The sequence below is a fragment of the Rhodococcus sp. RCBS9 genome (assembly GCF_029457415.1).
In the GTDB taxonomy this organism is placed as follows: Bacteria; Actinomycetota; Actinomycetes; order Mycobacteriales; family Mycobacteriaceae; genus Rhodococcus_F; species Rhodococcus_F qingshengii.
The window spans coordinates 5,848,296-5,860,064 of record NZ_CP120422.1 but is presented as its reverse complement, the minus strand read 5'-3'; the positions used below and the strand labels follow the sequence as shown (position 1 = coordinate 5,860,064).

Below are 11,769 nucleotides of genomic sequence, written 5' to 3'. Positions count from 1 at the left end.
CTAGCCGACGACCGCCGATCTCAGCCGAACTGCTGCCATCCGAGGCGAATCACCATGGCGATCACGACCACCAACAGCGTGATCCGCACGAATCCGGATCCCTTGCTCAGCGCCATCCGCGAACCGATGACCGCGCCGAGAACGTTGCACACCGCCATCGCCAAACCCAAACTCCACCAGACATGCCCGGTGACGGCGAAGTAGGCGAGCGCGCCGAAATTGGAACCGAGATTGATCACCTTCGCCATCGCTGCGCTCCGAACGAATTCGGTTCCGAGGAAGGTCGCGAAGCTGATGATGAGGAAGGTGCCGGTGCCGGGTCCGAGCAGACCGTCGTAGAGGCCGATGAGTCCGGCGGAGAGCAGCAGGACGAGGACGGTCTTGCGCTGCGTCGGACGATGGGTCGCGATCGTGGTGCCCAGCGTCGGACGCATGGTCACGAAGACGGCGACGGCGACGAGGACGACCATCACGATCGGAATGAAGTACTTCTTGTCGATCAGCGAAACGGCCGCCGCCCCGCACGCGGCCGTCACCGCAGCCAACGCGGCTGCCGGCGCCATCTGCCGCCACTCCATCGGGATTCGACGGGAGAACGTGTACACCGCAGCACTCGTCCCGGTGAATGCCGTCAATTTATTGGTGGCCAGTGCCGCCTGTGGGGTCAATTGGGGTGCGACCAGAAAGAGCGCCGGCAACAGAATCAATCCACCGCCGCCGACCACGGCGTCGACCCAACCCGCCGCCGTCGCTGCCGTCATCAGCAGTCCCCAATCAGCAATATCCACGGCGGTGACTCTTTCACAGCTGTGACACTCTTGAGCACATGCGGAGGTTCAGCCTGTGGCTGCGAGGAAAGCCGATGATCGCGGACAGCGCGCTGGCGCTCGTGTTCTTCGCGCTCGAGGTAGTCACGTTCGTCAGTTCGCCGCGTGAGGAGCGGTGGCCTCAGCTCGTCGTCGGATTTCTGATCTGCCTTCCCGTCGTGTGGCGTCGCAAATATCCGCGTGTGTCCGCTGCGTCCATATTGTCGATGTCGTACTTCGCGACCCTGATGATGTGGGCGACTGGGGATCCGGCTGCGGAACATCCAGGCCTGCTGGCGCTCGGAGTTTCGCTCTACACACTCGTCGCCTACGTCGATCGGCGTACCGGGGCGATATTCGCGTGCTTCCTTGCCCTGGACATGACTCTCTCGTTGCTCGTCATCCGCCAAGACGTGATCCTGACGATCATCATCGCGACGCTGCTCTATGCACTGGCCTGGATCACCGCCGAGTTCTTGAGCGCCCGCCGCGCCTACGACGAGGAAGTGGCCGCCAGACTCGAAGTGGCCGAATACGAACGGGATCGGCGTGCCGAGGATGCGGTGGCCACGGAAAGAACCCGAATCGCCCGCGAACTCCACGATGTCGTCGCCCACGCGGTCAGCGTGATGATCGTCCAGGCGGACGGCGCGTCGTATGCGGTCGATTCCAATCCCGCGTTGGCCAAGAAGGCGCTCGGCAACATCTCCAGCACCGGACGCGACGCCCTTGCCGAGCTTCGCCGTACCGTCTCGCTGCTGCGCACCGAGGTCAGTAGTGATGCGATGCCGCAACACGGAACTGCCGGCATCGCCAAGGTCGTCGAGATGATGCGGGCCGCCGGTCTCGGGGTGCGGCTAGAACTGACCGGCGAGCTCGACGACGTCAGTCCATCGGTCAGCCTGGGCATTCATCGCCTCGTTCAGGAATCACTGACCAATGTCCTCCGCCACGCCGGCGCAAACCCGAAGGCCCGAGTCACCGTGCGCCGCACCGAGACCGCGGTACTACTCGAGGTCGTCGACAACGGAACGTCGAGTTCGACCTTCTCCCACGGTTCGGGGAATGGACTGGTCGGCATGCGTGAGCGGGTGGCCGTACTGCACGGGACACTCGAGACGGGACGACGCCCCGACGGCAGTTGGCGTGTGTACGCAGAGTTGCCGCTCGAGATCCACGATTGATACCGGCTCGCCGCAATCGCATTGGCACCGACGTCTCAGGCCCGATAGGTTTACGCCGTGCCCATCACCGTGCTGCTAGTCGACGATCAGGAACTCATGCGGATGGGCCTGAACATGGTGCTCGAAGCTCATAAAGACATCTCCGTCATCGGTGAGGCCGGCGACGGGGCCGCGGCGGTCGCAGCGGCGGTGGCGCTGAAGCCTGACGTCGTGTTGATGGACGTGCGGATGCCGATTGTCGACGGAGTGAAAGCGACCGAGCAGATTCTTGCCGCCGGGATCGAATCCAGGGTCCTGGTGATGACGACCTTCGACCTGGACGAACACGCTCTCGGTGCCTTGCGCGCCGGAGCCAGCGGCTTCCTTCTCAAGGACACCCCGCCCGAGGATCTCGTGTCGGCAATCCGCAGCGTGGCAGCCGGTGACGCGGTTGTTTCCCCGAAGGTGACACGTCGTCTGCTGTCGAGGTTCATCGTGGACGGTCCGGCGCCGCGACGCGATCCGGTGGTTCTCGACGTCCTGACCGAACGCGAACGCGAAGTACTCGGGCACGTGGCCACGGGATTGTCGAACATCGAGATCGCACAGCAGCTGTACCTGTCCGAATCGACGATCAAGTCGCACGTCGGACGCATTCTCACCAAACTCGATCTGCGTGATCGTGTGCAGGCTGTGGTGCTGGCCTACGAGACCGGACTGGTGACTCCGGGCGCGTAGGCCAGCCGCCTGTCAGGCAGCGAGCGTTTCGCTCTGCTCAAGCATCAAAAGAGCCCACTGTTGGCAGCACGATGCAGGTCTTCCCGTCTGCGTAATCGACATTGCCGAACAGAGCGGCAAACACCTTGCCGTCACCGGTGTCGACGACCTTCGAGAGCAACGGCGTATCGAGTACGGGCAACTTCTCGTCCAACGGGACGATGCCGCCCTTGAACGTGCCGACGTTGATCCAGGCAACACTCAACCCTGAGGTCTTGGGTATGCCGACGTAACCCGGGATTGCCTGGAACCGGAGATGGTCGGCCTCGACCCACGGCGGCAACGGGAAGTTCGGACCGGCCTGTGCGGAGCTGAGGGTGACGGTGACGGGTTCACCAGCCACGCCACACCCGACCGTCGGTGCGGGGTACATGAACGACTGCGGCTTGGTGACGCCGATGTCCGGGAGATCGAGAGCGGTCGTGATCTGATCAGCGCCTGCCGTGCCGATCAACTGCTGAACAGCAGCAGAGGCTTCGGGGGAGATGGCTGCGGCCTGCGCGATCAGTGCGGCAATTCCTTCGGGTACCACCGGTTCTGCGGCCGCGGTTCCCGCGCTGATCATCGCGCTGCCGGCGGTGAGTGCCACGACGGCGGCAGTGCCGGCGATGGCAGCGGGAATGCGTCGGGCGAGTGTCTTGCCGGGGAGTCGGCTCATGTCGGGCTCCTTCATTTCATGAGGCCGGGAAATGCGGCCCGAAGTGACTTGACCATGCGCAGAGTCTCAACGTCAACTTGAGGTTTAGAATCGTTAGCGGAGCGTTAGTTAACGCCAGGCAAGTCGCACGTGCGTGAGAGAAGGCCCGTGTGACTCACGGCACCCACCTGTTTTGCACCTCTGCGTCGTTGTCGGGAGAAAAACCGACCTCTCGAGCGTTGAACGAATAGACCGTCTGAAAGGGGACGTCATGATCGCCGCCGTATTTCTCCTCTACGTGATCGTCGAGATCGCAGCCTTGGTCATCGTGGGCAACGCCATCGGTGTCGCCTGGACAGTGCTGCTGTTTCTCGCCGGATCGCTTGTCGGATTGATCCTCATGCGCTCGCAGTGGCGACGGGTCATGGACGGGTTCCGTAAGGCCACGCGGGGTGAGGGATCGCCGTCACTGGCGGTCGCCGACGGCGCCTTGGTCGCGGCGGGCTCCGCGTTGATGTTCGTACCCGGACTCGTGACTTCGGTTCTGGGCCTGCTGCTTCTGATTCCGCCGACCCGCTGGGCGCTGCGCCCGCTTGCAGTGCTCCTGGCAGGTAAGCGCGCAGCCGCATTTGCCGCCGGTGGTGACGCCTTCGCCGGAACCGTCGGCTACGCGGCGCGGATGCGCGGAAACGGCGAGGTGATCGACGGCGAGATCATCGTCGAGACACCCGAAACCACCGAGTACGTCGCCAGCAACGGCAAGGAACTGGTGCTCGAGGGTGAGATTCTGGACACGGATACACCCACCCGTTCGCGGGGGCCGCAGTACTAACAGGCAGACTGGGTGCTCGTGACTACTCGTCTGCTGGTCAACGGCCGGATCTACAGTTCATTTGCACCTGACGCGACCTCGATCGCCATCACCGACGGCACCGTCGTGTGGGTCGGCGACGAGCGCGCCGGACGGGCGTTGCACCCCGCCGCGGAGATCGAAGACCTGGGTGGTGCGTTTGTCACTCCCGGGTTCGTCGACACCCACGTCCACATCACCGCACTGGGACTCAATCTCGTCGGCCTCGATCTCGTGGGCGCGAACTCTCTGGACGAATGTCTCTCGCGAGTACGAACATTCGCAGCCGCGAACCCCGAAACTGCCCATCCCGACGCAGTCATCTGGGGACACGGTTGGGACGACACCGAGTGGGCCGAGCAGACCCCGCCGTCGACCGCAGATCTCGACGCGGCTTCCCCTGGCCGCAAGGTGTATCTCTCGCGGATCGACGTTCACTCGGCCGCGTGCTCGAGCGCATTGCGCGACGGGATCTCCGGCCTCGCCGACACCGCTGGATACTCAGCCGAAGGCCCGTTGACGTTCGACGCACACCACCTGGCGCGCAATGCCGCTCGGAATCTGCTGACGGATACTCAGCGCGCGTCTGCTCGTACCGCTGCGCTCGATCTCTGCGCCTCACGCGGAATCGTGGCCGTTCACGAGTGCGGGGGACCGGACATCTCGGGATTGACCGATTTCCAGGAACTGTTGGCCCACGATCACGGCGTGGAGGTTCGGGGCTACTGGGGTGAGCGTGTCGACAGCGAAGAGGATGCTCGCGCGCTCCTCGACAAAACCGGAGCAGACGGACTCGGCGGGGATCTCTTCATCGACGGTTCGCTCGGTTCGCATACCGCGTGGTTGCTCGAACCCTATGCAGACCAACCTGATTCGACGGGCAATGCCTACCTCGACGTCGACGCGATCGCCGCACACATCCAGGCCTGTACCCTCGCGGGCGTCCAGGCCGGGTTCCATGCCATCGGTGACGGCGCCGTCTCGTCGGCAGCTGCCGCGTTCCGCAGGGTCGCCGACGAACTGGGTGGCCCCAAGGTCGCCGCGTTGGGTCACCGCCTCGAGCACGCGGAAATGATGTCTATGGCCGACGCGGAAACCTTTGCCGCCTTGGGTGTCATCGCTAGCGTCCAACCGGTGTTCGACGCACTGTGGGGTGGCACCGACGGTCTTTACGCCACGCGCCTGGGAGTAGAGCGCGCAGCAGCGTTGAATCCGTTTGCACCTGCTGCCGGTAAGGGTGTCTCGCTCGCATTCAGCTCCGACGCCCCGGTCACCCCCATCGAGCCGTGGGCGATGCTGCGCGCCGCTGTCCAGCACCGCACCGACGGAAGTGGAATCTCGCCGCGTGCGGCCTTCTCCGCGGCAACTCGCGGCGCCTGGCGCGCGGGCGGAGTGCGGGACGGCGCCGCGGGAACCCTCAATCCGGGCGCACCGGCCTCCTACGTGTTGTGGGAGGCAGGCGAACTCGAAGTGAGCGCACCCGCCGACTCGGTTCAGCGATGGTCTACCGATCCGCGCTCGCGCGTACCCGCTCTGCCGAGGCTGGCGGAAGATGCGCCGATTCCGGTCTGCATCAAGTCGGTGCATCGCGGACGCGTCGTCTATCAGCGCGGCTCGTCGAGTGAGTGAGGCCGGCGCAGAGGCGTCTGTCGGTGATCGCTCCCGTGTGAGCGCTGTGCTCACCGGTTCCGCATGGCTACGTTCGCTGTACGCGGCCGCAGGTGGATTCCTGATCTTCGCAGGGTTCCCACCCCGCCCGCTGTGGTTCTTGGCGCCCGTCGGGATCGCTCTTCTGACGTGTGTGTTGACGAACCTCGGGCGCGGCGGACTGCGCCTTCGTGCCGGCTTCGGTTACGGATACTTGGCCGGTCTCGGATTTCTGGTGCCGTTGCTTCCGTGGATCGGTGTGTTCGTAGGTGCGGTCCCGTGGATCGCGTTGGCCGCGGTGGAGTCGTTGTTCATCGGACTGTTCGGGCTGCTTGCGGTTCTGGTGGCGAGGTTGCCATGGGCACCCTTGTGGATTGCCGCGACCTGGACGCTCACCGAGTGGCTTCGTTCCAGCGTTCCTTTCGGCGGATTTCCTTGGGGCAGGCTCGCATTCGGTCAATCCGAAGGGTGGCTCCTCCCACTTGCGAGTGTCGGCGGTGCGCCGCTGCTCAGCTTCGCGGTGGCCCTGACCGGTACCGGCTTGGCAGCAGTTGCAGTCGCTGTCGCGGCCAAACGATGGGACCGAGGATTCTTCGGAGCTGTTGCCGCTGCCCTCGTGCCCGTGATCATTGCTCTCGCGGTGTCGCCGTTCTTGTCCACCATGGATTCCGGTGATCGAACGATCACCGTCGCCGCCATTCAGGGAAGCGTTCCGAGGTTGGGCTTGGACTTCAACTCGCAACGCAAGCAGGTCCTCGACAACCATGTCGCCGAAACCGTGAAACTTGCTGCCGAGGTGGACGCGGGCCGCGTCGATCAGCCTGACGTCGTGATCTGGCCGGAGAACGCCTCGGACATCGACCCCCTGCGAAACGCCGATGCCGCTGCCGACATCACCCGGGCCTCCGAAGCGATCGGAGCGCCGATTCTTGTCGGCACCGTACTCGTGAACGCCGATCGTACGACCACCAATTCGGTGATCGTGTGGGACGGCGCCAACGGTCCTCAGGAACAGCACGACAAGAAGATCATTCAGCCGTTCGGCGAATACCTGCCCTACCGAAGCTTCTTCAGGAACTTCTCCTCGTACGCCGATCGCGCGGGCAATTTCGTTCCCGGCGAGGGCAACGGCGTTGTCCATGCAGCGGGGGTACCCATCGGTGTCGCGACTTGTTACGAGGTGGCGTTCGACCGGGCGTTCCAGGAATCTGTGCGCAACGGTGCACAGTTGCTGGCGGTACCGACCAACAACGCCACTTTCGGGGACACCGAGATGACCTATCAGCAGCTGGCAATGTCGCGTGTGCGGGCAGTCGAGCACGGCCGCGCCGTCGTTGTCGCCGCAACCAGTGGTGTCAGCGCCATCATCGCTCCCGACGGTGCGGTGACTTCGCAAACCGACCTGTTCGTGCCGGCGACCCTGGTGGCGAAGGTGCCGCTCTCGACCAGCTCCACCCTTGCCAGCCGAGTAGGTCCGGTGCCGGAGATCGTGCTCAGCATCATCGCGGTCGGCGCGATTGCCATGGCAGTGCTGGCCAGGCGCCGAGATCAGGCTGAGCACTCACCCGAGGAGACTGCGGCAATCTGAGCCGAGCATCGGATATTGGGGCTGCCGATGTTCCGAGGAGCGCCTACGCGGGTACTCGCTGTGCCACCCGTTCCTGCGTAAGGCGGCTTCTTGTGACCGAGCCTGAGAAAACCGAGCCAGACAAGTCCGAGCCCCGGGATGCAGTTCACAAAACCAGTGTCGTCGACGCGGTTCTGCAGTCACCGCTCGCCGGCCTGTCACCGTGGATCTTGCTGTCCTTGCTCTCCGGGCCGGGAAGGTTCGAGGAATCCGCGGCCGCAGCCCTCGGGTTGTCGCTGCTGATCTTGGCGGCCAGTCACCGGCGCGGCGGCACCGTGAAGCTGTTGGAGGTCTTCGACGTCGTGTTCTTCGGCGTTCTGGCGGCCATCGGCCTCCTCGCGTCGGCGAACACGATTCGGTGGTTCGAACTCTGGGGAGGCGAACTGACCAACATCGCGCTGGTGGTCTTTGCCTTCGGATCGATCCTGCTCCGCAATCCTTTCACTTTGCAGTACGCGAAAGAGTCGACGCCCGAAGAGTATTGGGCGACGCCTCTGTTTCTGCACATCAACTACGTCATTACGGCGGTGTGGGCTCTCGCCTTCACCTGGTCGGCCGTAGTGGGCCTGTTCGGAGACGCACTGCTGCACGACGGTGACAACTTCTGGACCGGATGGATTCTGCAGTTGCTCGGAACCTTCTTCGCGATCTCCTTCACCGAGTGGTACCCCGAGTATGCGCCGAACAAGGCCGCTCAGGCTCAGGGCCTCGAAACCGAACCACCGCAGTCGATTTTCAGGCTGTTCGACTTTTTGCCGGTGTTCGTAGCCGTGACCGGCATCGCGGGGTTGGTGACCGACTCCGTTTCCGTGACCGCAGGCGTCACGTTGATTCTGGTCGGCGTGTTCGGACATCTGGCGATGCGACGGTTCACCGTCGACTAGGAGCTCTCGGTGATCTCGCGCCTACGGGAACTTGGTGCACGATCGTCTCGATGACCGGCTGATGCACGGAATTTGTCCGTTTCTGCGATAGTCAGTGCACCTGCCGTGCAATGGAAACGAGGGAAATTGAGCGTTATTTCGAGTACTGCACACAAGCACGAGCCCCTACACGGAAGACGTCCACCAGCGGATCACCGCTTCCTCGGATTCGACACACGAGTCTTTCCACACGCCCTCGCGATCTTGGCGGTGTGGATGCTCTGGACCGTGATCGTGCCCGCCATCGATTCCGCTGTCTCCTCCGAAGATCCAACCGGCGCCGGAGACCGGATGGCCGTGACCGAAACGGTCTCCTTCGCCGCACCTGCGGGCTGGAATGTCGACAGTGGTTTCCGAACCGACCAACATGGCGCGTCCGATTCGCTCCCACGTGTGACGTTGACCGATGGCACCGTCACCGTGAGCGTCGACGCCGACACATTCAGTGGAACTGCCGACGAACTCCTCTCCCAAACAGATGCCGTGAGTCTTGCGACGAACGGCAGTTCCGTGCTTGCGGTCTCCGGTGCGCGCCAGCCGATCAGCACCGCCGGGGGTCTGAGCGGCGTCCAGGTCAGCTTTGACACTCCGCGGTCCGCCGGATCGGTGACCACATTCGTCGTCGACGGCAAGGGAATTCGGGTACAGGTAGTCGGCCCACCCGATCAGATCGCCGCCCGCAGTCGAGAAATCACCGACATGATCGCCTCTATCGGCACACACGAGGGAGACACCAAGTGAGCACCGATCTCCTCGAAACCCGCTCCCGCGCATTCGATACGACGGCCTGGGGCGAGAAATTTCACTTCTTCCAGCCACGCAACGTCGTGTTCTGGATATACCTGTGGATGTGCGGATTCGGCCTCGTCAAAGGCTGGCAGATGTTTGCTCCCTTCGCCGGATACTTCGGGCGCGCACTCCTCGTTGCCGGCATCGTCGGCGTCATCAGCGCCGCGGTCTGGACATGGTGGTTCCGGCACATCGACCGCTACGAACGCCAACCCGTAGGACTAGTGGTCACCGGCTTCATCTGGGGCGCCACCGCAGCAACGTTCACTATCGCAGTACCCGCGAACGGAGCAGTCGGTTCGCTCTACTCGAAGATTTTCGGGCAGGTATGGGCTCAGGACTGGCATGCGGGCCTCTCTGCACCCTTCGTGGAGGAAACCGCCAAAGGCATCGGCATCGTAGTCCTCCTCGCGCTTGCACCACGCCTGGTGCGCACCGCAACCGACGGCCTGCTCCTCGGTGCTTTCATCGGCTTGGGATTTCAGACTAGCGAAGACTTTCTGTACTCGATTGCCGGCGCAACACAGGGCTTCGGCGCCCACCAAACCGACGGCCTGCTCGGTTCCATCGCCACCCGCACCTACTCCGACATCGTCTCTCATCCCCTGTTCACCGCCCTTTTCTGCGCCGGCGTGATCTATCTGATCGGCACCCCGGCCCAGCCCCGGCGGATCGGACGCGGATTGGCGTTGATCGTGGCACCCATCCTGATCCACGGCGTGTGGGATTCCATGCTCGCGATCGCCGGCGGCAGCAGTTCGCTCGTGTTCGTCATCATGATCGGCGACATCGTCTTCGCGTTCACTGCCTTGTGGATCGCGTTCGTCTGGGCGCACCCACGTGAATCCCACTTCGTCCGTGACATTCTCGCCCCGGAAATCGAGTCCGGCGTCCTGACCGACGCCGAGGTGACAGCCGCCGGCGGATGGCGACAACAACGCACTTACGCGAAAGCCGCACCCACTCGCACCGAACGTCGCCAACGACGACATATCGTTCGTGCCGCGCTGGATCTGTGCAGCGACCTAGCTGTCAGCAAGGGCGACGACAGCCCCCAGGTCGTCGAATCACGCAACGAAATCACCCGCCTCCGCCAAGGAACCGCGGCACAGAGCATCACTCGGTGACCGGGAAGTAGCGGAAGAACCGTTCAGCACCGCAAATCATTCACCCACACCCCAGTCGGCCGGGTTGCTTGCCATCGTCACTTGGCAAGCAACCCGGCCGAGTGACTGGGCTACCAGTTCACTCCGTATCGAAGTTTGGTGTACCGAAGTTTGGTGTGTCGCGGGGTGGGGGATACAGCTCACACTGGTGCACGAAGCAGTGCCGATGGTTCTCCAGCGCAAGTCCAGGATTTGCGCACTGTCGGCCCGCGAGTGCGCCTGGATGCTGAATGACGTTGCCCTGAAGTGTCTTTGAGGACCGCGAAGCATCCTGAAGTTGCCACGTCGAAGAAGGGCCGAAGTATGACGTCGACTTGTGAACGATCACTCCCCGAAGAACGAGAAAGACCGCCCGGTGTAGAACCGGACGGTCTTGATCGAAGTGCTAGTTCATGCGCCGCGACGCTTGGCCTTCAGCAAATCGAGACGCTCTTTGAGGAGCTCTTCGAGTTCCTCGACCGAGCGACGCTCGAGCAGCATGTCCCAGTGGGTGCGGGGAGGCTTGACCTTCTTGGCTTCGGGAGCAGTCCCCTCCATGAGGGTGCCTTCGAGGCCGTTTCGGCACAACCAGGTGCCGGGGATCTCGGCTTCGTCCGCGAACGGGATGTCGAAGATCTCGCCGTTCTCGCACTTGTACTTGGCCATACGACGGGGCGCGAGGTCATGGTCACGGTCGGTCTCGTAGCTCACAGCTCCGAGTCGGCTACCTCGAAGTACGCGATCTGCCATGGTGGTGTCCTCTCTTCGTTCGTCACCGCTGGTGGGCGCCCTGACTTGGGGAGTAGACGCTCACACTCATCTACAACGCCACGAGCACCCGATTGGTTCCCGTGTGGCGAGAAGACGCAACCTCTCCATCTTACCGGGTACCGTGCACGTTCATCGAAGGCGTCCGAATCTCGAGTACAGTGTCGATTCATGGCTGAGAGCACACGCGTCGGATCACCGCAGTCTGCGCGTTCGGGAAACCCGTGTGTGTGGTGTGGTCGAGAGGTCGCGGTGACCGGTGTCGGTCGTCGACGCCGGTACTGCAGCCAGTCTTGTCGACAGCGTGCGTACGAGCAGCGCAATGCCGTCAAGGGCACGTCGATCCCGGCTGACGCCGTCATCTTGACCGCAGTCGAAGCGGTCGAACTCGTGGATCGGATGTTCGAGGTCCGATGCGCTGCCGAAGATGTGGCGACAGCAGTTGCCGAGGGCGCAGAGAGTTCAGAGCTCACACAGTTGTGTGAACGGTTGACCGAGCTTGCCCGCGAAGCCGAACGTTTCCGGTAGAGCAGGTGTGGGCAACCGGTTTCTAGCCTTGCGTCGAGCACTGCAACACTGCGGTGCTCCTGACGCCTGACGACGACAAATTTTGATCCTGAGTTCGGACCTTCGGGGA

General features: G+C 63.2%; 12 protein-coding genes. 9 read left to right on the top strand and 3 right to left on the bottom strand.

Going from position 1 to position 11,769, the window contains the following annotated elements; all coding sequences use genetic code 11:
• Window positions 1-20 precede the first annotated feature (20 nt).
• A complete protein-coding gene (locus tag P0M12_RS27385) occupies window positions 21-788 on the bottom strand; it encodes a TSUP family transporter (protein WP_030536361.1) in 768 nt (255 codons plus the stop codon).
• A 38-nt stretch (window positions 789-826) separates the two neighbouring features.
• Between P0M12_RS27385 and P0M12_RS27380 the strand changes: the two genes are divergently transcribed.
• Together P0M12_RS27380 and P0M12_RS27375 are read left to right on the top strand one after the other, a co-directional pair.
• Complete coding sequence (locus P0M12_RS27380; RefSeq protein WP_277377122.1) at window positions 827-1,990, top strand: sensor histidine kinase; 1,164 nt, start codon at window positions 827-829, stop codon at window positions 1,988-1,990.
• Window positions 1,991-2,047: 57 nt separating this feature from the next.
• Window positions 2,048-2,707: a response regulator transcription factor gene (locus P0M12_RS27375; RefSeq protein ID WP_277377121.1), complete on the top strand. Its 660-nt coding sequence runs from the start codon at window positions 2,048-2,050 to the stop codon at window positions 2,705-2,707.
• Window positions 2,708-2,744: 37 nt separating this feature from the next.
• Here the strand turns inward: P0M12_RS27375 and P0M12_RS27370 are convergent, their stop codons facing one another.
• The gene (locus tag P0M12_RS27370; RefSeq protein ID WP_007729826.1) at window positions 2,745-3,404 is read right to left on the bottom strand and encodes a hypothetical protein; all 660 of its coding nucleotides are present in this window, start codon (window positions 3,402-3,404) and stop codon (window positions 2,745-2,747) included.
• A gap of 250 nt (window positions 3,405-3,654) precedes the next feature.
• On the opposite strand from P0M12_RS27370, the gene P0M12_RS27365 reads away from it, so the two are divergent.
• From P0M12_RS27365 to P0M12_RS27340, 6 genes are all read left to right on the top strand, one after another.
• Window positions 3,655-4,215, top strand: coding sequence for an FxsA family protein (locus P0M12_RS27365; RefSeq protein ID WP_003944915.1), 561 nt, complete (start codon window positions 3,655-3,657; stop codon window positions 4,213-4,215).
• Window positions 4,216-4,227: 12 nt separating this feature from the next.
• Window positions 4,228-5,862: an amidohydrolase gene (locus P0M12_RS27360; protein ID WP_277377118.1), complete on the top strand. Its 1,635-nt coding sequence runs from the start codon at window positions 4,228-4,230 to the stop codon at window positions 5,860-5,862.
• Between the two features lie 37 nt (window positions 5,863-5,899).
• Window positions 5,900-7,468: an apolipoprotein N-acyltransferase gene (gene lnt / locus P0M12_RS27355; RefSeq protein WP_277377938.1), complete on the top strand. Its 1,569-nt coding sequence runs from the start codon at window positions 5,900-5,902 to the stop codon at window positions 7,466-7,468.
• Window positions 7,469-7,560: 92 nt separating this feature from the next.
• Window positions 7,561-8,391: a hypothetical protein gene (locus P0M12_RS27350; RefSeq protein WP_007729819.1), complete on the top strand. Its 831-nt coding sequence runs from the start codon at window positions 7,561-7,563 to the stop codon at window positions 8,389-8,391.
• 255 nt (window positions 8,392-8,646) lie between these two features.
• Window positions 8,647-9,171 (top strand): hypothetical protein, encoded by a 525-nt coding sequence (locus P0M12_RS27345; RefSeq protein WP_007729814.1) that lies wholly within the window; start codon window positions 8,647-8,649, stop codon window positions 9,169-9,171.
• Complete coding sequence (locus P0M12_RS27340; RefSeq protein ID WP_003944910.1) at window positions 9,168-10,346, top strand: PrsW family intramembrane metalloprotease; 1,179 nt, start codon at window positions 9,168-9,170, stop codon at window positions 10,344-10,346. Before P0M12_RS27345 ends, P0M12_RS27340 begins: the two co-directional genes overlap by 4 nt.
• Window positions 10,347-10,775: 429 nt before the next feature.
• Here the strand turns inward: P0M12_RS27340 and P0M12_RS27335 are convergent, their stop codons facing one another.
• Complete coding sequence (locus tag P0M12_RS27335) at window positions 10,776-11,114, bottom strand: RNA polymerase-binding protein RbpA (RefSeq protein WP_003944971.1); 339 nt, start codon at window positions 11,112-11,114, stop codon at window positions 10,776-10,778.
• Window positions 11,115-11,303: 189 nt separating this feature from the next.
• Here P0M12_RS27335 and P0M12_RS27330 point away from each other — a divergent pair, with 189 nt between their 5' ends.
• Window positions 11,304-11,660 carry a hypothetical protein gene (locus P0M12_RS27330; protein WP_042450945.1) on the top strand — a complete coding sequence of 119 codons (357 nt, stop codon included), beginning with the start codon at window positions 11,304-11,306 and terminating at the stop codon, window positions 11,658-11,660.
• The last annotated feature ends 109 nt before the right edge of the window (window positions 11,661-11,769 follow it).

Excerpts from the sequence above, each read along its gene's own strand:
- P0M12_RS27365 (WP_003944915.1), top strand. The coding sequence starts at position 3,655 with ATGATCGCCGCCGTATTTCTCCTCTACGTGATCGTCGAGATCGCAGCC.
- P0M12_RS27345 (WP_007729814.1), top strand. The coding sequence starts at position 8,647 with ATGCTCTGGACCGTGATCGTGCCCGCCATCGATTCCGCTGTCTCCTCC.
- P0M12_RS27335 (WP_003944971.1), bottom strand. The coding sequence starts at position 11,114 with ATGGCAGATCGCGTACTTCGAGGTAGCCGACTCGGAGCTGTGAGCTAC.
- P0M12_RS27380 (WP_277377122.1), top strand. The coding sequence starts at position 827 with ATGCGGAGGTTCAGCCTGTGGCTGCGAGGAAAGCCGATGATCGCGGAC.
- P0M12_RS27330 (WP_042450945.1), top strand. The coding sequence starts at position 11,304 with ATGGCTGAGAGCACACGCGTCGGATCACCGCAGTCTGCGCGTTCGGGA.
- P0M12_RS27370 (WP_007729826.1), bottom strand. The coding sequence starts at position 3,404 with ATGAGCCGACTCCCCGGCAAGACACTCGCCCGACGCATTCCCGCTGCC.